Origin of the sequence: Okeania sp. SIO1H4 (assembly GCF_010672695.1) — a bacterium.
GTDB classification, from domain to species: domain Bacteria; phylum Cyanobacteriota; class Cyanobacteriia; order Cyanobacteriales; family Microcoleaceae; genus Okeania; species Okeania hirsuta.
This window is the reverse complement of record NZ_JAAHGB010000025.1, coordinates 29,950-52,770: the sequence shown is the minus strand read 5'-3', so window position 1 is coordinate 52,770 and position 22,821 is coordinate 29,950. Positions and strand designations below refer to the sequence as shown.

Here is a 22,821-nt window from a genome sequence, read left to right as displayed (position 1 = left end):
TTAATACTCAATACCAGGTTGCGCCCTCACACCTTGCTCTCTAAAAGGATGCTTAATCATTTTCATTTCTGTAACTAAATCCGCCCTTTCAATTAATTCTGGAGGGGCACCCCTACCTGTAAGAATAACATGAGAATCTTCAGGTTTCTCTTCTAACCCAGTTAACAAATCTTCTAACTTTAAATAACCCAATTTCAAACTAACATTCACCTCATCAAGTAATACTAATTTAAACTCTGGGTTGCGGATATAAGACAAAGCCAAATTCCAAGCTTCATAAACTTTTTGAATATCGCGATCGCGGTCTTGAGTCTCCCAAGTAAACCCTTCACCTAAAGCATGAAAAGATATTTGTTCGCCCCATTTAGTAAACACTGCTTTTTCTGCGGGTTCCCAAGCACCTTTAATAAATTGAACTATTGCCACTCGATAACCATGACCCAAGGAGCGCATCACCATACCCAATGCTGCTGTAGTTTTGCCTTTACCGTTACCAGTATTGACAATAACTAAGCCTTTTTCCAGAGCAGCTTGAGATACTCGTTGTTCTTGTACTTCTTTGCGGCGCTGCATTTTCTGTTTGTATTGCTCAGGAGTTAGGGATGTCATTTCAGTTAACAGTTATCAGTTATCAGTGTACAAAATAGTTTTTTATCACAATTAGTATTAATTTGTCAATTTAGTAATTTTTCCTGATTTTGGTAGATAATTGTATGATAGACATCTCCAGAAAATAAACTTGCCCTTTATTTACTATAAACTAGAGTGTAATAACTCAAAAAATCATTTTCCGTGTTTTTCTCCTAAAAATATCTTCCCTGTTCCCTCCATACCTATTCCCTACTTTTACAAAAAGTCTATATCTTTTTCGGGTAGTAATGCATAGTAATGATCTAAGTGATTAAACTAGCATTATAGTGATCAACAAAATACCAAATTGCACCAATATGATTGTCGAGAGATTTTGAGAATGATCAAGTTTTACTTACTCAGCTGGAAACTCTTTGACGTCAAGTATGATTGAATCGTTCAATATAACTTGTATCACCAGTTTCTTGGCCAACCCCACGGTGACGCTTACTGGGTAATACTTGATTTACCGCCAACCTCCACAGTATTTTGGCGTGATCAACAGTGGAGGGAAGAAGGACTAATTGAGAAGATTAGGGATATCCTGTACGCTCAAATAGGTCAACAGGTAAAAAAAAGGCAAATGGACAACTTTAATGATCATTGATTCCCAAGCCGTGAAAAATACTTGTAATGACAGTTTAGAGTCCAAGGGGTGTTGTTTTGAATTAGCCACCAATGGAATTAAACGGCATCTAGCCGTCGATACTCTCGGTTTTCCTTCTTGCTCCGTCCTTACTCTGAGGTTTCCTCAGAGCGGGCGGTGCGCTTTTTTTGTCCATTGCACCAAAGCATCGGTCTGTGATCATGTCGGATTAATTGAGATGTTCTCAAATAATATCGACTACTTTAAATCCCAGCCAGTTAACATTCCGAAAATCACCATTCTACTGGATAATGGATATCATCCTCAAAAAATTATGGAGGAGTTGAAAAAAGTTGCTCCGGCAATTATGACGAAGATTCCCTTGAAACTGTAGCCTAAACCATCAAAAGCTCAAAAGAATCAACAAGGCAAAACAGGATTTGTACCCGTCACAGCTAGGTGGGTGATAGAAAGAACCAATTCCTGGATGGAAAGATGTAAAAGTTTAGTAAAAAATGTTGTTTGCGCAGCATTCGGCAGGAAAACAACTCTTGCTCATGGTGCCACCAAAATTAATGTTTGTTTTGTCAGGCTGATGTTGAAGAGATTAGTGGCGATCGCCTAATTTCTTCGAGAACCTAAATGGTTTCTATAAGGACTTTTTGGAAATATCATACCCTAATTTACCAACGCCAATATTTTTTACCATCAATGATGATATAACTCCTATCTTTCTCAATTTTGTACTTTGAGGTTATTTCGTCAATTTGTTGTTCGCTTTGAACTTCCGCCAAAGTTATCGTATTAAGAATCTCAGCCTTACTCAGGTAAAAGTTGAAATCTTGATTGTCGATTACCATATCCATAGCCCAAATTGTATCCCCATCAGGCTGCTGAACTTCCTGTAAAGCATCAAAGCCTATTTTTGAGAACTCCCGCATAAATTTGCCCAGGTGATAGTTTTGAATATTCAGGTTTTGTGTGGTTCCAGTTACTTTAACATCCACATCATCGGTAATTTTCTTACAGCACTTTTCATATGGGTGAACCACGTTAATTGTAAAATATAACTAAACACAAATATAGTTATCTAGAGCGATGTAGCTGTCGCACTTGCTCCGCCAACGCCAATCCTGAAAAATGGCCAGACCATATTCACGCTTATTTACGTCTTCGTGTGATTAGAGCCGATCAAAATCAAGAAGGTTCTCAACGTCAAATAGCGCAAAGATTTCAAGTTAGCTTGAGTTTTGTCCGTAATTTATGAAGGCATTATAGAACCACAGGAACTGTAAATCCAAAGCAACATGGAGGAGGACCAAAGATTAAAATTGATGGCAATTTTGATTCTTTAATGAGCGCAGCAAATCCAACAAAAACCGGATATTTTACTTTGTGAGTTATGGGAATATTTAGAAATTAGAACCGGAGTCAAAGTGAGTGTATCAACAATGTATCAAATTTTCAAAAAATTCAATATAAGTAGAAAAAAAAAGTCTTTATGCTTCAGAACAAGAGAGAGAAGATATTAAACAAAAACGCTATGAGTATGGAAAATGGCGCTGATTTAGTAGACATAAATAATTTGGTTTTTGTTGACGAATCAGGGGTTAATTTAGGGATGATATCATGTTCCCCTCCGGGGGAGCTACGAATTGCGGATAATCAGTTATAATAAACCTTCTGCCTTCTAACCTTGCTCTTTCCCTTCAGCATAGCTGCCCTCTGCCTTCTGCTTTTAGTCCACAGATATTATAAGTATTCAACCGAACATGATATGACTCGTCTTGATGGTCCAGCAAAAGTAGGAGAGAGAGTAGTTACCAATGCCCCTAGAAATCAAGGTAAGAATACAAGTGTTTTAGGAGCTTTAAGTCTAGATGGTCTAATTGCATCAATGACAGTAATTGGTAGTACAAATAGAAATGTATTTGAAACATATATAAAGCAGATTTTAGTACCTCAACTATGGCGCTTGGGCAATTGTACTGATGGATAATTTAAGTGTCCACAAAGGTTCTAGAATTCAAGAGTTAATTTCCGTATAGAGGAGCCAAGTTAATGTTCTTACCTGCATACTCACCAGATTTGTCACCCATTGAACTATGTTGGTCAAAATTTAAAGAGTTTCTCGGTTCTCGTCAAGCTCTTTCCTCAGGAACAATTAGATCGAGTTATCAGCGAAGCGTTGGCGGAGCAAGTGCGGCAGCTACATCGCTCAAATTACTGAAGATGATGCCATGGGGAATGTTTGAACATTGTGGTTTATTCATCTCAAAAGCGCTGTAATCAAATCCCCCAATTCCCCGGGTATATTGGCCACACTGGTATTGGGAAGCGGATCTGCCACAAGCACCTGCTGGGGTAACAGGTTCTCAGGAAGATGTTCTTGTTCAATATAATAAGCCCAACTCAGAGCAAACAACCCACCTAAAGAATGACCAAAGAGATAAGTATCCACCGGAACGTTAGCCAAATTAGCTTTTTGGTAGGCGGAGCTAACGCTTTTTAGTGCATTTTTCAGCCATTTCTCTTGGGAGTCAATCAAACATAAGCAGGCAGAGTAGCCCAAAATGCACCTTCCACAGTCAAGCGCGTATCTGGAAGGAGGTCAATATCAGGAACGCGATACATTGATTGGGTCTGCAATCTGACAGACTGCATTCAGAGCTGAAGCAACTGCACCCTCTTGCCAACCCGTTAGGTGAGAAAGCTAGTCCCCAACAATATAAAAATTTTGGTCGCCCTTAACCAGAGTGTTAAAGTGAATTTCTCTATTCTCAACTGTATTTCATTGTGCCCATCCACCTTTTTGGTGAGGTATATTTTGCCAGGCAATAGCCAGACCATGCTTCAACCCATCAGCAAACTCATCACCTCCCAGGTTTCTCGCTCCCTGACGAGCAAGTTCTCCAAGTTGCCCCAGTCTTTGGCAACAGCACTAAAATTGTAAGCTCCAGTAAGCACGCCTAACTCTGCGTGCTATTCCTCGGAAGGATACCAGACAGGCTTTGACATCCTCCCGACGCTGACCTGACGGTACAGCGCGGGATTCCCATCTAATAAAACAGACTGTCTTGATAGAGTGCGATCGCTGCCCTATCTTTAGCTGTGCCTTTTTCCAATAGGGTTCTAGGGCGTTGGTGATTTTGGCTATGACTGCGCATTAATGCCAATCACCTAACTATTAACTGAAAAGCATTTTCTATTTGGCCAAATTTAGGTTTCATAGCTTGGTTCATCAACGCCGGTTCTAGAATAATTATTGGAGATATCTAGCGGGTATGAGTGAGAGATTAATTCTCTCAAACCAAGCTCAGGATGCCGGCGAAGAGTAACCTTTGCATCTCTATACCCAACGTTTATCGCCGACCAATTCTCACAACGTCGCCATCAAAGGTTGGTACAGACAAGACAAAGGGATCTGTAGGAAAAGTCAATGCCTGTTCTTCAAGAATACCAATGGCAATTTCCTCGCCCATGCGAACGCTATCGTAATAGTCGGTGAAGTAGTGAACTCCTGCCATGTTTCGACCAATGGAAATATTGGCTGCTAGTTTATTCAGTTCACCTTCAAGAGTGAGAGCCTCAGAAATATTATTAATCGTTCTTTCTTTCAAGGCAGTCCGATTGCAACCATTAACTCGGAAAGCAACCAACTTATCGCCTTCCTCCATACGTTTGAACCTATATTCCTTACTACTATCCTTTACAAGCACTGTACTGGTGTCAAAAAATGCCTTGAGAATGGTTACACAAGCACCAGCAACGGTAGCGTGTCCTGCACCATAAGCAGGGTGCATGGGAGATCCTTCAGGAAATGCCATTGGTAGCAGATAACTACCTTCAGCTATTGCGGAAATATTTCCGAGAGTACTTGTGTTCAAACCGCAAGTTCCATTGCCTTCCAACTTATCTATGAACCCCTGAACGTTTTTTTTCAAGGCTTCTGGGAGCAAATCTCTATCTATGCTATTGCCAGAACGCAACAGCTCAATTCGTGCTGCTAGAGCCTCTGGTCGCAAGCGAATATGATTGTTAAACTTCTGGAAACGAACAGCCTTAAGTGCTCGTGTTGCCACCTCAGTCACCAAGGTCAAAATGTGGGGACCACCATAAAGAGCAAAACCATTAGCGTGACGGCGAGTTTTTGGATCTTGTGCTGCTACACCACCTCCAGAGAGATGATCGAAACTAGGATTGAAAGGAGTTCCCATTCCCAACAGAATCAGACAAGCATTGAGATAAGCTTCATAAAGAGCATCGTAGTGGACATAGGTTGCCAGATCACGAGGTGTATAAATAAAGCGACGTCCAGTATCATAGCTTTCTCGTTCCTGTCTAATACCCCGCTGAACTTCAACATACTTTGTCAAATCGGTCATATAGTTTGTTCCTGGCGTGGCTATGGGAACTTGTTGGTTGATTTCCAGAACACCATAGGCGATTTTTCCCTTAGTGACACCATTATCTCCGTTGACGCCTTTGTTACCAATCAGCAAAAATTGAGACAGGTAAGGTCCCACCTCTACCCCCGGAGAAGACCCACGAAATACTGTATTTTTGTCGAGACAGTTATTTCCATTGACTTTTCGAGGTCGTCCATTTTGGTCTTTGATGTAATCAAGGCAATTGAGGCGAGCAATTGATTTGTTGACCTTTTCATTGGTTGCATTGCACTCAAAATCATTAAGAGGACAATCGCGAAGAATGGCCAGTTCATATACCTCAGCCATCTCAAAAATCAGTTCCGGGTTCGTGTTACCAGTGGCATCTAACAATGGTGGTGCGGGAGGCATGGTGACTGCTTGAGCATCAGGTCCTTCTAAATCATGCACAACCCCTGCAGTTGGGGCTTCCCACTGTCTAAAACCATCAAGGAAATTCGGATTTTCCTCTTCTACAATGTTGCCATTAACAACCTTATATTTTGCACCATGACGAACTCTATCAGTAAAAGGATCGATGAAGCCATCATCGATCGCTCGGCGAAATTCTACAAAGTCTCTTGGATCTTGTAGCAATCCTGTGTTGGGGTTATGGATTAAACCTTTGGTAAAGGACATGAAATACCGATCGCCTGCGTAGCGCTCTTCGTCCCCATTAGCTTGATGGGTTGGATGTTGGCGGCTTCTTGCTAATTCAGCGGCCTCAATGCGAACGGAATAAGATTTTTGACGACGCTCGTTCATAAAATTCTCCTATTTTTGATTAATTTTAGGATTGTGTGCAAAACTGGGACGAGACTTGATAAGTTATCATCATAATTAAGTGGTATACTCGTCTATTATGTAGACGATGGAAAGCAAAATTTATGACTTTTTTGAGTTAGATACCCTTAATTTCTAGCTTGATCGAGTAAGGTAGTGATCGCTCCTCGTCTTACAATGGATGACTATTGCAATGCACCTGCACCTATTATATTTTACTCGATATAATTTTTTGGTACTTCTTTACAAAAAGAAACAAAAATTGCCCAACTTCTTACTTCTATTAAGTCGGCGTTGGCGGAGCAAGTGCGGCAGCTATATCGCTCCCCCACTAACCTTAGTTTTAAACATAAAGTAGGGATATTGCATACAACGTCCCTACTCTGAATGTCTGATTAATTTATGAATTGCATATCTATGATGCAATTGAGAAGTAAATAAATTATTTATGTTGGCTGCTCAAGAACTTTAAAATATTCTAGTTCAAACCCTTAAGTCGGCGTTGGCGGAGCAAGTGCGGCAGCTATATCGCTCTCCCACTAACCTTAGTATTAAACATAAAGTAGGGATATTACATACAACGTCCCTACTCTGAATGTCTTCTTAATTTATCAGGACTTACGCAAAGACACTATATATAATAGCGCATGGTAAATAGAGCGATTGCTGACGCCAAGCTCCGCTAACGCTGAAAAAAAATCAAGCGCGATCGCGTCAAGACAATTTCCATAGTTAAAACAAAGGTAAAAAACCTCTATCAAATCAAAATAGCCCTGAATTTTATTGTAGGCTTATTCAGCTCTTGGAGCAGGTAATCTGAGAGTAATTAATGTTTGACTTGAGCAATAGTTTTTCCTATTTTCACTGCTAATCTTTTGACAAAATTCCAGACTAACATTCCACAAGCAATATGATTTATTTGAATTTTTCTCAGACGACATTCACAGGTATTGGCTCCTGTGAATTGCTTAATTCCTCTCTGACATTCCTCAATTTTTCATCTCATTTTAACTTCAAATTAGACATCATCTTTACTGCATTTGCTGAGGTCATTAGTAGCAATATATTCTGTTGGTGTTGGTAGAAGCATTTACCCAGAATCCCTTGACTTTTTTACCCCTTTGAAACCCTTTCTTTTTAATGATTTTACCTGATTTTTTTCTGATTCATTCCAGTTTAATTCAGCAAGATTTTTCGATTTTCATACACCACCTGTGTCATCTACGTGCGCGATTTATTTTTAAGTGCCAATAATAATTTTTTCCTAAGTTATCTATCAATGCCATTCATCTTTGTCTTCCATACCAACTCTCCATTAATACAGTTTTCAATGGTTATTTCTTCTTATTTATCACATTAAATATCATTTTTTCAACATGATATATTTGAGTTTTGCTGTCATTATCTGGATCATAAATACGATCATCTATTATCCAAAATTATTCAGTTTGGGGGTGAAAATAGATATAGCAATGTGCCCTGGCATATTTACAAATTACAGGAGGTGTCCAATAGCTAAAAGTTTTATCTTATCAGCTTTTTATTCCCCCTTCCGGAGCTGTTGCCTATTGCCTGTTGCCTGCGCACAGCGCTATACAATTAACTCTCTCCCGCTCCTGTTGTGATGGGGTGATGAGAAGATGAGGTGATTTGGCGATCTAACTCCTAACAGATATCGTATTATTATTTTTTTATTATTTTCTTTGTGGGTTTAATACCCCACCGTCAACGGGGGTGTTCAAAATTACTTGGGGTGAGAATCCCCATGTAATTTTCCTCCTGTCTCCTGTCTCCTGTCTCCTGTCTCCTTCTTCAATATATTTTTTTATTATTTCCCTTATGGGTTTAATACCCCACCGTCTACACGGTGCTCAAAATTGTTTGGGGGAGCGTAGACGCGGAGCGGCCCTTCGTTGACTATCCCCATGCAATTTTCCCTCCTGACTCCTGACTCCTGACTCCTGACTCCTTCTTCAATATTTAGACTTGTACTTTCCAACTCCGAAGCTCGAAAATAGTCACTCAACTTCTGTTTAAGCTGTTTGCGCGCCAAAGATATCCGCTTGCAGACATTATCATACAGCGCTTTTCATATTGATGAACCACATCGTCACAATCAGGCACCCAGTAAGGAGGTTCCATGAAACGTCCCTACTGTGCTCTACCGAAATGAAAACGCCTGTAATGTTTGTTGGAAGTAGTCTCGGTACAACTGATGACTGATAACTGCTTTATTTCCATCTAACTTCACTAACCCCATACTGTTTAACTTGTAAGCATAGATAGGTTCTAGTAATATAGGTTCAGTGGTATGTATCGCTGTACTCAAAGCGATCGCTAATTCCGGCTCATCTTGCAATTTTGCTTGATGACGCTGCAAGTGACTCGAATAAATTCCCGTCGATGTAGGAGCCGTTTTTAATAGCTCCGTGAGTGTTACATCTCCCTGACTAAGATGATAAATAGCAAGATGTACTAAAGCAGGATGTCCTCCTGTCATAGCCATCAAAAGATTTGCTTGCTCTCCATCTGTCCAATTAAGTCTGTAACATTTAGCTAATTTTACCACTTCTTTCAAGGAAAAATTGTGTAGCTGGATTGGCAACCCTACATTGAAAGGTGACTGTTTCAGGTTTAGAGGCACATAAATTTCAGTTGAGTGAACTACTACTAAACGCAATTTCTGCCACAGGGGGAGTCTTTTGGCATCCTCATACCACGAACGTAACAAGGGAAAAAAGTCCTTTGCTATTTCCAGATGCTCAAAAATCTGGTTCACTTCATCCAAAGCTAGAAGTATGGGCGAATCAATTGAATCTAGTAAATAGTCCTGGAAGTAGAGAGAGCAGCTAATTTTACACCCAATGTCTTCATCCCAATAATCATCTAACCTTGATTCTATGTTTAGTTGGCGACTGATATTAACACAAAACCAGCGTAAAAACCTATTAATATTACTAAAAATATCTTGGTCTACCTGTTGTAAGTCCAAGTTAACAACGTGATAATCTAAAAAATGTTTTGCATAGTCCATAACACGCAGCAGCAGGGAGGTTTTGCCCATTTCTTGTGGCGCTTTTATCCTTACCAAAGCCCCCGGATTCTCAATTTATGCATATACTTGCTTCTCAATATCAGATCGTTGTATATAAAATGGGGAATCTAGAGATATGCCTCCACTAGGAAATCTTGGTGACATCACTTGCCTAATATTAGTAGACAGTGTTGTAGCATTTTGGTTGGCAATGGTTTTTTTTGATGTTGCTTTTGAGGTAAAATATGTTTCAAGCTTTGCCCGACAATTTTTTTTGGTTACCTTCTGGCCTACAACATCAGAAATTCGTCTCAATAGCTGAGGAGCTATAACATTGCTCAGATAACCTGGACTATAACCAGCCTCTTGAGCTACTAGATTATAGGTTTTATAATTCCAGATGCCTTGGATAATTATCCTTTCTATATTATTTAGAGGAGGATAATCAATTTCGAGTAGCTTGCGGTTTATAGCTTTGAGAACAAAATTTAAGTTGATAGGGTATGAATTTTCCTCTTTCTCCATATATTAGCTATTATTAAGTATAAATATAAATAGTATTTTATGCAATCATATCCTTTTTTTTTTGGCAATAGAAAATAAATCATACCAATTTTATCAAATATTGCTACATTTATGGAAGAGTGGTGCGACCCCGCGTCGGCATCTGTAGAGGTATAGCGCTACGGGCAAGTTAGAAGTTATATCATGTCCGGATAAAAGCGTGATCAAAAAAAAATTCTCCTTCTCATCCTCTTCAGTCTGCAACTTAATCTTCTCCACAGGCTTAAATTCGCTTGAAACTCAAGCTACTGATACGGCTTTGTTGCATCGTGGTTATAACTAAATCTCAAACCGCTTCTGTTTCTCAGGAAGTTTTGAGCGTCTTCATAAAGACATCAGAAGTCTGATTTGAAGAGGTTGATGCTCCCACAGATGCAGAAGTTCGCATTGGTTTCCAACAAGGTGATGGGTCTTGGTCTTATCTGGGAACTGATGTGCTGAATATTCCTTTATATCATGTCCGGATAATTAGTTATAAAAAAACTTTCTCCTTCAACTCCAGTTGTTCTTCTTTCTTCCCTCTTTCCTCCTGACTCCTGACTCCTGACTCCTGACTCCTGAGGACTCCCTAGTTATTTATTTATCACTGTTTAACCGGACATGATATTAAACCAAAGAACTATGAATTTTGGTTGGCCTTTAGCTAATGATGGCTATGGTAAGGAAACTGCACTTCACGAAGTGGGACATACACTAGCATTACCACACGAGCATCAAAATCCTAAAGCAGGTATTCAGTGGAATGAAGATGCAGTCAGAGCTTCTTTAAGTGGACTTCCGAACAATTGGTCGTTAGAAACGATAGAATATAATATTTTGCGTAAAGTAGCAACAAATGAAGTTGCAGGGTCTGACTGGAACCCAAACTCAATTATGCACTATCAGTTTCAAGCAGAACTGATCAATAGTCCTGCTCCCTATAATCAGCAAGGAATTTTTCCAGAACCTGGTTTGTCACAAAAGGATAAGGATTGGATGCAAAAGTTTTATCCTGTGCTGGAATCAAACGATTACATTGAGCTTAAACCTTTTATTTCAGTGCCATTGGTTTTATCCCCTGGAGAACAGGTTAATTTTATTGTGAAGCCAAAAAATTCGCGAGATTACAAGTTTCAAACTTTTGGTGAAGCAGACACTGTAATGGTTTTGTTTGAGGAAGAGAATGGCGACCCAAGGTATTTGAATGGAGATGATGATAGTGGTACTGAATATAATGCTTTCATTACTCACAAATTGTTGAGAGGTCGTACTTATATTCTCAGAGTTCGTTTGTATTTTCCTGGTTTAAGTGGTGAAACTGCTGTAATGATGTGGTAGAAATGAAATAGTGTAGTATTGCGCGATCAATTTAACTTCTGTAGTAACTTAAGTTAGTTAGAAGCGATGGATCTACTTGAGTCAAAAAACTCTCATCAAAATAATGGCGATCGCTTCAGATCAAATCCGGTAGGATTGGTGTCATTAGACTCATAGTGTGGGAACCCACCCCTAATATCAAATTAATAAATATTTGCTACAAATAGCTAGGATATTTCGTAAGGAGTCAACCCACCCGCGCTCCCCTCCCAGGAGGGTAACTCAGGAGGACTGAGTCACACGGGAATAGCTTCAATACCATTTTTCAGGTCGCAAATCATTCTTTTGTCTTGGTGCGCTACCAGGTGCGACTAGCGTCGTCGCGGGGTCGCACCGCTCTCTTGGTCGATGGTCGGTCAGCTCCGAGACCCGAAGAGTGCAGACCCGCTCCGAAGTACGCCATCCCACCCTACGGGAAGCTCCGAAGATCGACCACTTTGTCAAAGGACATATCCTGCATTTGTCTTTTTATTCCTGTTACTATTCGAACACATTCTTTTTTCACCCTTGGTATAACCCCTCCCAGGAGGGGAAGATGGGGAGATGGGGAGATCAAGAAAGATTTGGCAATGGCGCTGTAATGGAACATTTTTTTAGACCGAAACTGAGGGGATTTGATATCACTCCAGATTTTGTTAAGATAGAAAAGAAAAATGATATTCTGCTAATAGATATCTCCGAAAAAGAATGTAGGGACATTCCATGTAACGCCCCGACAAGGATTTCAGAAAAGGTTGATGTAATTTATGGAGATTTCTAATGATTTGATAGTTAATTACAGTATTAATAAGCTATCAGCTTTCAGCCTTGAGTATCAATCCTATAACTTAAGTTTACTGGTTTAAAGATGACTACTGAAAATTATTTAAAAGGAGTAAAATATGGGTTTAATTAGTGGTCTACTCGGAAATGCTGCCGAAGTTAATATTGATTCCAAAAAACTAGATAAGTTATTCAACGATATTTTAGTAGATGGAGAACAAATTGAAAAAGCTTACCAAATTATTCGCGATATGTTTGTGTTTACTAATAAGCGTTTAATTTTGGTAGATAAACAAGGAGTAACAGGACATAAAATTGAGTTTCTTTCTATTCCCTATTCAAAAATTACCAAGTTTTCTAAAGAAAGTGCAGGACATTTTGACTTAGATGCAGAGTTAAAGATTTGGGTAGGTAGTGAATCAGAACCAATTAGTCATGAATTTAATCGTTCCGTGAATATTAACGAAGTCTATTCTGTATTAAGTAAGTATGTTTTGAAGTAAATTCTTGAAGAAGGTGGTAGGTTTTTAGTTCAATTTTATAGCAGAAGGAAGAAGTAAGAAGGAAGAAGGCGTTTAGTGATCTAGGACAAAGGGTTGATTATTAATATTCTGTTGTTTTAGATATTCTATAGCAATCCTATTTTATTCGTGTCAAAAATCTTACTGCTTTTTAGGGAACACTTAACTGGGGACAGGGAACAGGTAAGAGTTTCAGTTTTTTTATTTACTTTTTGATTTGTCACGACCTATTTAGGATTGCTATATAATACCAATTTCATAAAATATTGCTACAGTCTCGACTTGAATACTTATACTTTGGTGGAAGGAAAGCAGAGGGCAGTTATGCTACTATGCTAAAGGATTTCTTTCAATTGAAACTTAATTCTATACACGCTCCGATGCTACCGGACATGATATCAAGAGCACTAATGGCAGTTACTATATTGGATATTCAAGCTCAATCAATTGTGGAAACCTCTCGTGATGGTAGAGTTTTCAAGCCAATTTAGGAGAATGGTGCTGGGAAAAATCGCCTTCTTACACCGCTCCACCCACTATCTTTGAAACATAGTGAAGATAATTAGTTTAGACAAGAGTCGCTCCACTTATGAACTACTCTTTTTTTCATACTATTTATCAAAAGTCACCATCAAAATAACAAAAGTTATTCAATACTTATACCATTTCAACAATTGCTATAAAAACTTTTATTGCTAAACTTTGAAGAAGATTATAACTATCAAAAAATATGAATAACGGTCCTGACCCTAACCTTAAATATCCAATACCTAATCAAACTCGATTAGTCTATTTAAAGAACATTATTAAAAATCCCAACATCATTGTCGGAGACTATACTTACTACGACGATTTTGAGAATCCAGAGAATTTTGAGCGTAATGTTCTCTATAATTTTGATTTTATTGAAGATCAATTAATTATTGGTAAATTCTGCTCTATTGCCTCTGATGTAAAGTTTATTATGAATGGAGGAAATCATCGTACTGACTGGTTGACAAATTATCCTTTTCCTGTGTTTGGAGAAGGTTGGGAAAAAGCAATGCCGGACTCGTGGCCAGACAAAGGAAATACTGTTATTAGTAACGATGTTTGGATTGGTTATGGAGCGATAATTATGCCTGGTATTCAAGTAGGAGATGGGGCAATTATAGCGACAAATTCTGTGGTGACAAAGAATGTTGAACCATACAGTATTGTTGGTGGAAATCCTGCTAAAGAAATTCGTAAAAGATTTGAGGAAGCTATTATTAAAGAATTGCTAGAGATTAAATGGTGGGATTGGGAAATTGAGAAAATTACTCGTAATTTACAGGCGATTTGTGGATCGGATATTAATGAATTGCGTGAGACTGTTTGAGTTTTATTTTGTAGCTATTTAAAAAGCCAAATATGTGAATAACTAAAAATTTTGGCGTTGGTAAAGCGCGTGTATAATATTAATCTTAATTACTTAGGAGTCAAGAGTCAGGAGAGAATAAAGAAGAAGAAAAAGGATTAGAAGGAGTAGAAAGAGAAAGTTTTTTGGTGGCGTAAAGGGAACGGAATTCTATAAAGCTCTTATCCGGACATGATATCATACCTCAAATTACCAACGCCAAAATTTTATATGATCAGCTTTTTATCCTCAGCGTAATATTTTATAGGTACTAGCGATCGCTTTTACTTATATTTATACTTTTATTAGTAGCGATCGCTCATAAAATTGATTGTCACTATGCTCCGAAAGTGCTAAGTCATATCAAATCCGCTAGGACTCGGTCTAAAAAAATGTTCCATCACAGCGCCATTGCCAAATCTTTCTTGATCTCCCCATCTCCCCATCTTCCCCTCCTGGGAGGGGTTATACCAAGGGTGAAAAAAGAATGTGTTCGAATAGTAACAGGAATAAAAAGACAAATGCAGGATATGTCCTTTGACAAAGTGGTCGATCTTCGGAGCTTCCCGTAGGGTGGGATGGCGTACTTCGGAGCGGGTCTGCACTCTTCGGGTCTCGGAGCTGACCGACCATCGACCAAGAGAGCGGTGCGACCCCGCGACGACGCTAGTCGCACCTGGTAGCGCACCAAGACAAAAGAATGATTTGCGACCTGAAAAATGGTATTGAAGCTATTCCCATGTGACTCAGTCCTCCTGAGTTACCCTCCTGGGAGGGGCGGGGGTTGGTTGGGCACGCGGGTGGGTTGACTCCTCAGAAATATCCTAGCTATTTGTAGCAAATATTTATTATAGCGGTTTTCACAAAGGTAGACTACAAACAAAATATAAGTATGTTTAAAGTTTAATAATTACAGACCTAATAGCTGTATTCTATGTTAATGAAAACCGCTATAATTTGGTATTAGGGGTGGGTTCCCACACTATGAATCTAATTACAACAATGCTACCGGATTTGATATCATAGGTGGTATATGAAAAAAAGTTTACCTAATACCTAAAGACCTCAGCAATTGGATTTAAAACTCTACTTTGTTCAGGGGATCTAAAATCTTCTTTAATCAAGCTAGACTTCAAAAGTTCCGATCGCTTCTATGGCTATTTTTAATAACGAGTGATGTGAGTATCTTTTTAAAAGAATTAATAATGCTTCATCCAACTTAGCTTCCAAATCTTGATTTTGAATATCCACAATTATTTGATAGAGAAGTTCAAAAGTAATACGTTCATCTTTGATCAAAACAATATATTCGCCATTATCTGTATTTTTAAATTTATCTAATTCTGCGATACTTTTTTCACCACTAACTTGATACCCTCTAGCATCTCGATATAGATAAAACTTGAGGTGAGAATTTTTGGCTACTAATTCATTCCAGTTAGTCATCCGAGAAAAAAAGGCGTTACCTCCATCATATAAAAAACCTATAGCATAACCTTGAGTTTCTGTTTGAATAACCAGGTGGTCTGGAATTTTTTTAGGTCTATCAAAGGTCAGAAAATCTAACTTGAGAGATGGTTGAATTATTTTCAACGATTCAAAAATTTTCTCCAATTTTCCCCGGTCATCACTACTTGTAATAACTTGAGACTCACTATATTCTTCTTCTATTTGCTGATATTTTTGATTCAGGTAATCTCCGATAATTTTATTTGTATCAGTTTGAGTCTCCTGATGAATATATGTTTCACTATTTTGCTCAATTTTTGTTTCTAGATTCGATTCAATATTCAGTTTTTCAGCTATCTTCAGAACAACTTCTTTAATTTGTTTAATATCTGAGACCAAATTTTGTAAATTGGAATTATTCTGTAGTGCTATTTGACTATTTGTCTCAACTTTCAGATAATCGGGCAGGGGAATATTATGAATTTTATAATTATAGAAATCTGCAGCAGAATTAATAATTGAGCGTATAGAATTTTTACTTAATATCTTCTGAATTTCGTGTGGCGTGAAAAGTTGTTCAATCGTCATATTAATAGACTTAGATTTTTCATTAAGAATTGTTATTAGCTGTTCTTCAGATGGCTTATTTAAGAATACTTGACACTGAGAAATTCTATCGACAATAGAATCATCAAATTCTTGTTTAAACTGCTCCCATCGGTCTGGGAATAAATTTAGGATAATCAAGCTATTAGGAATATGAGTAAAAATTTCTTTAATTGCTTCTCCAAAACTGTGCAAAAGATTCTGATTATATTCCCTACCTAAACCTTCTAACTGGTCAAAGACAATAATTAAAGGTTCGTCTAAAAGTGATAAATAACCTAATACTTTTAACGCTTCTAAAGATACTTCTTCTCGATTGATGCTTTTATTCCAAGATGCTATTTTAACTTTATCTAATAATTTTTGAGGTACATCATTCATTGCCAACCATTCTCGAATTATGCGACGATAATCTATAGCTCTATATCCACAAAACTTGATAATTCCTTTGAATATTTCTGGTGCATATCCTGCCGTTGAATAATTTGTACTCCACCACATATAAGACCGATTTTCTATATGTTCCCAAAACTCTCGTTTAGCTTGAGTATCTGATGATAAAAAAGAGAGTAATTCCAGATTTCCATTTTTGACTAATTCTATAATTGTCTGGTCTTTTTTACTTTCTTTTTTTGGGTACAAATCTGGATTTTCTATAATAATTTCTTGAAAAATTTTGGCACAACTATTAGCAATCAAATATTCTAGTTGAGTATAGTTAATTTTTGGTATACATCTAATGAGCGATTCAAGTATACGACTATAAATATGATAAATAATAGCATCAGGATTATTCGGTTGACGGATAAATAAGAGTCGATTAGTTTTTAATCTGCTATTTGCCAGTCGCATCATCAGGTGAGTTTTGCCAAACCCTGGTTCCCCTACAACAACAACCCCTTTGCTTTGATGATTAATATCTTGTTTAATATCTTTGAGAGTAGATTGTATTCTGTGAAATTCTTTACTAAAAACATTATCCGCATCGCTATGTGTCTGAAAAGGATGATCGACTCGACTACTTCCAAATGGATTTTTTCTTTTTTGTAGTTGGACTTGAAGATGTAAATCGATCATAGGTACTTATAAGCAAAGTTTTAATAATATAGATTACTATACCTTATAATATTGATACCTAAAAGAAATTTTTTGGGCTAAACATAATGCGTCAGTTCTGATAATTTGACAATCAAAGAATGAATTAAGAACGGAAAATTTTGAGTTGCCTGAATTTTAGGCGTTGCTGAATTAGGGGATGAAATTTTTGGCAGAAGGTAAATCCCATTTTTTGTTTTTTATCAAAATAATTGGGTCCCATAACCCCGCCTTTTAAGGGGAAATATTTTTGTTTTTGCAGCGAAGCTCAAATCCTACTTCCCCTCCTGGGAGGGGGAGGGGCGAGGGGTGGGTTAACTTCTGACTTCTGTACGGGGGAATGGCTATTCGCCCCTACTGACTTCTGACTTCGTTAAACTTCCTGTGTTTGAGAGCCTAAAATTCATCCCGCACTCTATGCAACGCCATATATTTACTCATGTAGAAGCGATGTAGCTACCGCAGTTGCTCCGAATGGCGCTATATTCACAACCAAATTAAATCATCATCCTGTGAAGCTCCAAAAAACGGCAAGGTATTTCCCCCTTGCATCCCCAAAAAAATCGTGATAGTATTTTATTATTGGGGTTTACTCGCCCATACACATGACTTTTTATTCAACCCAAAAACAGCATTTCGTCACTGAATACATATAGAAGGGATACTCACACCATCAAAGCACTAGAAAAGTTATCATCCTGTGCAGCACTCCAAAAAGAAGTAGTGACACCGAAAAATTTTCACCTCATCAACACATCCATATATTTACTCATGTAGAAGCGATGTAGCTACCGCTAGGCTCCGCCAACGCTATATTAACTTTTCAATCCAATTATCATCCTGTGAAGCTCCAAAAAAAACGACAAGGTATTTCCCCTTGCATCCCCAAAAAAATCGTGGTAGTATTTTATTATTGGGTTTCACTTGCCCCTAAGCATGACTTTTTATTCAACCCAAGAACAGTATTTCGCCACAGAATACATATAGAACCCTCGATCATATTTTTGTCGGCGATTCAGTTTTTTTGCCAGGAGTCAGGAGTCAGGAGTCAGGAGGTAGAGGGAAGGTATAAGGGAAAAAGGTTGAAAAATACTTCCCATCTCCCCATCTCTTTTCCAGAAATTATAGCAATGAGCGCTGGTATATTTACAAATTGCAGGAGAGGCCAAATAGCTAAAAGTCTTATATTATCAGCAATTTATTCCCCCAGATGAGCTGTTACCTGTTGCCTGTTGCCTGCGCACAGCGCTATATCAATTGTTCCTCCCTACTCCCTAATGACTACTCCCTACTCCCTCTTCTAATAAGGACTAGAATCAAGTTCTCCATTCTCGACACTAACTTGATAATCAGCAGTTGATGGCCTATGATTCAAATCAAAAGTGTCACCATTTCCTTTCTTCCAGATTTTGAACCCACTAAAAGTTAATGGAATTTGAGGGTTAAATTTCTCTGGTAAATGGTCTCCCAAGACAAAATAAACAAACCCATTTCCAACTACTTTAGCTAAACCACTTTTATCCACAATTAACGAAGTATCTTCATCAATACCAATACCCAGAGCAGTATCAGATATTCCATCTCTGAGCAAACGAGCAACAAATGTCATTAACCGACCCATGCGATCGCGCTCATAGAAGTGAGTATCAATAACAGTTCCCTGAAATTTTTGTCTGTAAAACAAACCTTCGTCAAGAGAAATATCTTCATAAGGGTCATTTAGTGCAGTTTTACTGGTGACTGTCTCAGAACAAGCATTAAAAACAAAATTACTTTGAATCATTGCACCAGCACTGGTTCCGCCAACTGCCCCACCTTTTGCAATAACAGAATTAACAGCTTTATCAACTTCCGTATTTCGATAATTCCGTAGGTATTGACACTGGTCGCCACCTGCAAAAAAAATTACTTCGGCATTCTCAATTGCGTCTACTATATTATGTTTTTGAGCATCTCTTCGATCAGAAATTATCAGAGTTTCCACTGAGTCTACCCCATCCATAGCTAGAATTGGTCGATTATAGGCATCGCTACCTGAGTCACGAATGACAATCACATCTACTTTCTCGCGACAAGAATTGCATCCTCGGACTTGATTAATCATCCACTGAATTGCAGAGTCTATATCAAGGCCACCACCACCAAAGTTATAAACTGGGCCACTGTACATTAAACTTAGATTAATAGAATTTTCTAAATAACTGTCGCTTTTTGCTTGGGTAGGAAAAATCAATGCAATGGTAATTATTAAGCAGAACATTACTATGACTTTGAGTAATTTTCTGGATAGGGAAGTTAGCAACAAAAACAAATAAGATAAAGAAATAAACTTCATAGATTTAGATAATTGTCTGACATAGTATTGTATAGCAATGCAAGCATTCAGCATTCAGCATTCAGCATTCAGCTGAATAGTTACAATAATTTTTTTTACTGAAAGATAACCTAAAATTAACCTACAAGCTCTAATATATATTAGTTTTGTTAATAATTTATAATATAAATGTCTAAATACAGCGCTATAGAAGTTAAGAATCTTGATAAAAAATTTAAAGGAAAACCTGCTTTGCAGCAAGTTAATATCTGTGTTGAAGCAGGAGAAATGGTAGGTTTAGTTGGTGCTTCTGGTTCGGGAAAATCTACTTTACTACGACTGATAAATGGTTTAGAGCATGGAGATCAAGGTACCATTTACATATTTGGTACAGCTTTACAAACAGATGGCATTTTTCACTCACATATTAGAAAATTACGTTGCCAAATAGGTTGTATTTTTCAGCAATTTAATTTGGTCAAGCGACTAACAGTAATAGACAACGTTTTAGTGGGAAACTTGGGGCAAATGTCTCTTGTAAATTCGGCACTACGTCTATTTACAAAAGAGCAAAAAATACAGGCACTTGCTGCATTGGAAAGAGTAGGAATTTTAGAACAAGCTTATAAAAAAGCTGCCCAACTTTCTGGAGGACAACAACAACGGGTAGCGATCGCTCGTTGTTTAGTACAGGGAGCTAAAATTATTCTAGCAGATGAACCCATAGCTTCTCTAGACCCGGAGTCTGCTCGGAAGATAATGGAATTATTATGCAAACTCAACCGAGAAAATAATATTACTATTGTTACTTCTCTACATCAAGTTCAAATGGTACGTCGGTATTTTGAACGTACTATTGCTCTGAGAGATGGAGAAGTTGTATTTGACGATCCAACAGTTAATCTGAGCGATCGTAAACTAGACGAACTTTATGGTGCAGCGGCAGAAGAATTAATATTGAAAGGTCATGGAGAATTAGTATAGTTAATTTATCAAATATTCAAGGGTGTGAAAATAAGTCAAAAGTAAGAATTAAGAATTAAGAAGTTAAAAGCCATGTGAAGTCAAAAGCAAGAATTAAGAATAAAGAATTAAGAATAAAGAATTAAGAAGTTAAAAGGGAGAAAGTTTTTGATCGCTAATTATCTGAACATGGTATTAAACCCAAAAGAAACAAAATTAGAACTTAATTTTCTGTGTAGAAAGATATATAGCAATCCTAAATGAGTTGTGACAAATCAAAAAGTAGATAAAAAAACTGAAACTCCTACCTGTTCCCTGTTCCCTGTTCCCTGTTCCCTAAAAGCGGTAAGATTGTTATACACAAATAAAATAGGATTGCTATAAATAAAAATGAACAAAATAACTAATAATTTTAACCGTATTGATAAAACTATTATAGCTACTCCAGCAGTTATAGAAATGTTAGCCCAAGAAAAGAAACGAGTTACTAATACTCGCATAATGTTTGTATTGGGTGCTGCGACTGTTCTAGTTTTTTCTGCTCTACAAAGTGAAATAAATTTTTTAACTTTATTCCAAAAAAGCGGTAATATGGTTGAGTATATTCAGTCATATTTTCCCCCTGATTTTTCCGATTGGAAAATTTATTTAGAAGACACAATAATTACTATTTCAATGGGTCTTTGGGGAACTATTTTAGCCGCGATTTTCGCCGTTCCATTTTCGATTTTGGCATCAGAAAATATGAGTCCAATTTGGATTGTACAGCCTATACGTCGAATTTTAGACGCCATGCGGGCAATTAATGAAGTGGTATTTGCTCTAATATTTGTAGTAGCTGTTGGTTTAGGTCCCTTTGCTGGTGTTTTAGCTTTATTTGTACATACAGCAGGTACTTTAGGAAAACTTTTTTCTGAAGCAGTGGAGTCTATTGAACCTGGTCCCGTTGAGGGTATTCGTGCTACGGGTGCTAGTAAAATTCAAGAGATTATCTTTGGAGTAATTCCTCAAGTAATGCCTTTATGGACTTCCTTCGTCTTGTATCGTTTTGAATCAAATGTTCGTTCTGCCTCCGTGTTAGGAATAGTAGGTGCAGGTGGTATAGGAGTTTCTCTTTATCAAAGTTTTGGTTCGTTTTTGTATCAAAAAGTTTGTGCAATTTTAATTATTTTAATCTTGGCAACTTCAATAATTGATTTATTATCAGCAAAATTAAGAAATTGGTTAGTGTAGATAACGAGGGAGGAGTCGGGCCGTAGGGGCGATTCGCGAATCGCCCCTACAGGATTTTGGTTATGACAATATGGTTCATCAATTGGAAAAGCGCTGTAATTTGTTGGGTTTCGGGTTCCTCAACCCAACCTACGACTAGCCTGTGTTTGCAATTTTCCTCTTAATCCGTATATCCGTGGCATAATCCGTGTGAGCAACCCAACCTACGACTAGCTTGTTTTATTTTGAACCGATACCTCCATGAATTGTGACTCCGCTGCTGCCAGAAAGATCGATATCTATTTTATCTCCCCTATCTATATCACGCCCAGCAGTATTAGTCTTAATATTAACATCGCGCCCCGCTTGAATTTTCGCTTGCGCTTCTTGTCTAACTTCTTCCCAACCCCCTTCCGGTAAACCTTTACCCCCACGCAATAACGCTACGGGAAAATCTTCTGTTTGGGAAAATAAGTTAATTAAAATATAATAGTGGCTTTGTTGCATGAAAGTGCTATAAGCATTATAAAACAAGGGTTAATCAAGAAAATCTATAAATGAGAAAGTGCTGCCCTGTAAGAGTTTCAGGATATTAGTGCAACAAAACCTATAACAGTCAAGAAAACTATAGAGCGATCGCGGTTTCTATTTATAGCTCGTCCCTTAAAAGTTAAAATTAATCAAACAGTTTCCGAACTTGAAAAGCATTTAGGTAAATCAATAACAGCTAGAGAACGAGAACGAATACAGATGATTTACTGGCTAAAAACCAGTCTAGTATCGACTCGCCCAGAACTGTCCAAGCTACTAGGTCGCCATGAATCAACTATTACACCTTGGATCACACTTGATCGGGGTTTGCACATTATGGAATGATTAGGCCAAAAATTAGTTTAGACTTTGAGTAAAAATCTCCAAAAAGAGGCAGTAGGCAGCTTTGCTGTAGGCAGTAGGGAACCCACCCCTCGCCCCTCCCAGGAGGGGGAGGGGAAATAATTGATAATTTATGTGTGAGAATTGATTTTATTTTGGATTTTTATCAGATGTCTATTTTAGCAATTGATTAATCCAAAATCCTGTTCATCAAAAATCTAAAATCATTTGTCACTGTGCAACGCCCTTGATCGAGTGGGAAAACTAG

21 protein-coding genes are annotated in these 22,821 nt (G+C 37.8%); 11 read left to right on the top strand and 10 right to left on the bottom strand.

Going from position 1 to position 22,821, the window contains the following annotated elements; translation table 11 throughout:
- Positions 1-609 carry a cob(I)yrinic acid a,c-diamide adenosyltransferase gene (gene cobO, locus F6K06_RS17760; protein WP_124145293.1) on the bottom strand — a complete coding sequence of 203 codons (609 nt, stop codon included), beginning with the start codon at positions 607-609 and terminating at the stop codon, positions 1-3.
- A gap of 845 nt (positions 610-1,454) precedes the next feature.
- Here cobO and F6K06_RS17750 point away from each other — a divergent pair.
- Both F6K06_RS17750 and F6K06_RS34060 read left to right on the top strand, forming a co-directional pair.
- Complete coding sequence (locus F6K06_RS17750; protein WP_240038971.1) at positions 1,455-1,610, top strand: hypothetical protein; 156 nt, start codon at positions 1,455-1,457, stop codon at positions 1,608-1,610.
- A gap of 93 nt (positions 1,611-1,703) precedes the next feature.
- Positions 1,704-1,841, top strand: coding sequence for a hypothetical protein (locus F6K06_RS34060; protein ID WP_353734926.1), 138 nt, complete (start codon positions 1,704-1,706; stop codon positions 1,839-1,841).
- Positions 1,842-1,899: 58 nt separating this feature from the next.
- Here the strand turns inward: F6K06_RS34060 and F6K06_RS17740 are convergent, their stop codons facing one another.
- Positions 1,900-2,268, bottom strand: coding sequence for a hypothetical protein (locus tag F6K06_RS17740; protein ID WP_287243612.1), 369 nt, complete (start codon positions 2,266-2,268; stop codon positions 1,900-1,902).
- 725 nt (positions 2,269-2,993) lie between these two features.
- Between F6K06_RS17740 and F6K06_RS17735 the strand changes: the two genes are divergently transcribed.
- A complete protein-coding gene (locus tag F6K06_RS17735) occupies positions 2,994-3,215 on the top strand; it encodes a transposase (protein WP_124145291.1) in 222 nt (73 codons plus the stop codon).
- Positions 3,216-3,277: 62 nt separating this feature from the next.
- Positions 3,278-3,505, top strand: coding sequence for a transposase (locus F6K06_RS17730; RefSeq protein WP_124145290.1), 228 nt, complete (start codon positions 3,278-3,280; stop codon positions 3,503-3,505).
- On the opposite strand, the gene F6K06_RS17725 is transcribed toward F6K06_RS17730, so the two are convergent.
- From F6K06_RS17725 to F6K06_RS17705, 5 genes are all read right to left on the bottom strand, one after another.
- Entirely contained in the window at positions 3,486-3,788 is a 303-nt protein-coding gene (locus F6K06_RS17725) for a hypothetical protein (RefSeq protein ID WP_124145289.1), read from the bottom strand. The genes F6K06_RS17730 and F6K06_RS17725 overlap by 20 nt on opposite strands.
- Before the next feature lie 790 nt (positions 3,789-4,578).
- Positions 4,579-6,408, bottom strand: coding sequence for a vanadium-dependent haloperoxidase (locus tag F6K06_RS17720; RefSeq protein WP_124145288.1), 1,830 nt, complete (start codon positions 6,406-6,408; stop codon positions 4,579-4,581).
- Positions 6,409-8,263: 1,855 nt separating this feature from the next.
- Entirely contained in the window at positions 8,264-8,452 is a 189-nt protein-coding gene (locus tag F6K06_RS17715) for a hypothetical protein (protein WP_287309084.1), read from the bottom strand.
- A gap of 135 nt (positions 8,453-8,587) precedes the next feature.
- Entirely contained in the window at positions 8,588-9,535 is a 948-nt protein-coding gene (locus F6K06_RS17710; RefSeq protein WP_287243624.1) for an AAA-like domain-containing protein, read from the bottom strand.
- The gene (locus F6K06_RS17705) at positions 9,536-9,985 is read right to left on the bottom strand and encodes a hypothetical protein (protein WP_287243609.1); all 450 of its coding nucleotides are present in this window, start codon (positions 9,983-9,985) and stop codon (positions 9,536-9,538) included.
- A gap of 639 nt (positions 9,986-10,624) precedes the next feature.
- Here F6K06_RS17705 and F6K06_RS17700 point away from each other — a divergent pair.
- From F6K06_RS17700 to F6K06_RS17685, 4 genes are all read left to right on the top strand, one after another.
- Complete coding sequence (locus tag F6K06_RS17700; RefSeq protein WP_124154268.1) at positions 10,625-11,341, top strand: hypothetical protein; 717 nt, start codon at positions 10,625-10,627, stop codon at positions 11,339-11,341.
- Between the two features lie 415 nt (positions 11,342-11,756).
- The gene (locus F6K06_RS17695) at positions 11,757-12,140 is read left to right on the top strand and encodes a hypothetical protein (RefSeq protein WP_287323282.1); all 384 of its coding nucleotides are present in this window, start codon (positions 11,757-11,759) and stop codon (positions 12,138-12,140) included.
- A 121-nt stretch (positions 12,141-12,261) separates the two neighbouring features.
- Positions 12,262-12,645 carry a PH domain-containing protein gene (locus F6K06_RS17690; RefSeq protein WP_124145285.1) on the top strand — a complete coding sequence of 128 codons (384 nt, stop codon included), beginning with the start codon at positions 12,262-12,264 and terminating at the stop codon, positions 12,643-12,645.
- A 748-nt stretch (positions 12,646-13,393) separates the two neighbouring features.
- On the top strand, positions 13,394-14,023 hold the full coding sequence (locus F6K06_RS17685; protein ID WP_124145284.1) for a CatB-related O-acetyltransferase: 630 nt from the start codon (positions 13,394-13,396) through the stop codon (positions 14,021-14,023).
- A gap of 1,143 nt (positions 14,024-15,166) precedes the next feature.
- On the opposite strand, the gene F6K06_RS17680 is transcribed toward F6K06_RS17685, so the two are convergent.
- The gene (locus F6K06_RS17680; RefSeq protein WP_124145283.1) at positions 15,167-17,173 is read right to left on the bottom strand and encodes an ATP-binding protein; all 2,007 of its coding nucleotides are present in this window, start codon (positions 17,171-17,173) and stop codon (positions 15,167-15,169) included.
- Between the two features lie 1,318 nt (positions 17,174-18,491).
- Positions 18,492-19,526 (bottom strand): cyanophycinase, encoded by a 1,035-nt coding sequence (locus tag F6K06_RS17675; protein WP_287323280.1) that lies wholly within the window; start codon positions 19,524-19,526, stop codon positions 18,492-18,494.
- Positions 19,527-19,694: 168 nt separating this feature from the next.
- On the opposite strand from F6K06_RS17675, the gene phnC reads away from it, so the two are divergent.
- Complete coding sequence (gene phnC, locus F6K06_RS17670) at positions 19,695-20,489, top strand: phosphonate ABC transporter ATP-binding protein (protein ID WP_124145281.1); 795 nt, start codon at positions 19,695-19,697, stop codon at positions 20,487-20,489.
- Between the two features lie 369 nt (positions 20,490-20,858).
- On the top strand, positions 20,859-21,701 hold the full coding sequence (gene phnE, locus F6K06_RS17665) for a phosphonate ABC transporter, permease protein PhnE (RefSeq protein WP_205127384.1): 843 nt from the start codon (positions 20,859-20,861) through the stop codon (positions 21,699-21,701).
- 219 nt (positions 21,702-21,920) lie between these two features.
- Here phnE and F6K06_RS17660 read toward each other — a convergent pair whose 3' ends face one another.
- The gene (locus tag F6K06_RS17660; protein ID WP_124145280.1) at positions 21,921-22,187 is read right to left on the bottom strand and encodes a hypothetical protein; all 267 of its coding nucleotides are present in this window, start codon (positions 22,185-22,187) and stop codon (positions 21,921-21,923) included.
- A gap of 243 nt (positions 22,188-22,430) precedes the next feature.
- On the opposite strand from F6K06_RS17660, the gene F6K06_RS17655 reads away from it, so the two are divergent.
- Entirely contained in the window at positions 22,431-22,556 is a 126-nt protein-coding gene (locus tag F6K06_RS17655) for a hypothetical protein (RefSeq protein ID WP_275670383.1), read from the top strand.
- Positions 22,557-22,821: the final 265 nt, after the last annotated feature.

Coding starts and splice junctions, on each gene's coding strand:
- F6K06_RS17690 (WP_124145285.1), top strand. CDS start 12,262: ATGGGTTTAATTAGTGGTCTACTCGGAAATGCTGCCGAAGTTAATATT.
- F6K06_RS17735 (WP_124145291.1), top strand. CDS start 2,994: ATGACTCGTCTTGATGGTCCAGCAAAAGTAGGAGAGAGAGTAGTTACC.
- F6K06_RS17680 (WP_124145283.1), bottom strand. CDS start 17,173: ATGATCGATTTACATCTTCAAGTCCAACTACAAAAAAGAAAAAATCCA.
- phnC (WP_124145281.1), top strand. CDS start 19,695: ATGTCTAAATACAGCGCTATAGAAGTTAAGAATCTTGATAAAAAATTT.
- F6K06_RS17685 (WP_124145284.1), top strand. CDS start 13,394: ATGAATAACGGTCCTGACCCTAACCTTAAATATCCAATACCTAATCAA.
- F6K06_RS17700 (WP_124154268.1), top strand. CDS start 10,625: ATGATATTAAACCAAAGAACTATGAATTTTGGTTGGCCTTTAGCTAAT.
- F6K06_RS17655 (WP_275670383.1), top strand. CDS start 22,431: ATGATTTACTGGCTAAAAACCAGTCTAGTATCGACTCGCCCAGAACTG.
- F6K06_RS17720 (WP_124145288.1), bottom strand. CDS start 6,408: ATGAACGAGCGTCGTCAAAAATCTTATTCCGTTCGCATTGAGGCCGCT.
- F6K06_RS34060 (WP_353734926.1), top strand. CDS start 1,704: ATGGAAAGATGTAAAAGTTTAGTAAAAAATGTTGTTTGCGCAGCATTC.
- phnE (WP_205127384.1), top strand. CDS start 20,859: ATGAACAAAATAACTAATAATTTTAACCGTATTGATAAAACTATTATA.
- F6K06_RS17750 (WP_240038971.1), top strand. CDS start 1,455: ATGTTCTCAAATAATATCGACTACTTTAAATCCCAGCCAGTTAACATT.
- F6K06_RS17705 (WP_287243609.1), bottom strand. CDS start 9,985: ATGGAGAAAGAGGAAAATTCATACCCTATCAACTTAAATTTTGTTCTC.
- F6K06_RS17730 (WP_124145290.1), top strand. CDS start 3,278: ATGTTCTTACCTGCATACTCACCAGATTTGTCACCCATTGAACTATGT.
- cobO (WP_124145293.1), bottom strand. CDS start 609: ATGACATCCCTAACTCCTGAGCAATACAAACAGAAAATGCAGCGCCGC.
- F6K06_RS17660 (WP_124145280.1), bottom strand. CDS start 22,187: ATGCAACAAAGCCACTATTATATTTTAATTAACTTATTTTCCCAAACA.
- F6K06_RS17675 (WP_287323280.1), bottom strand. CDS start 19,526: ATGAAGTTTATTTCTTTATCTTATTTGTTTTTGTTGCTAACTTCCCTA.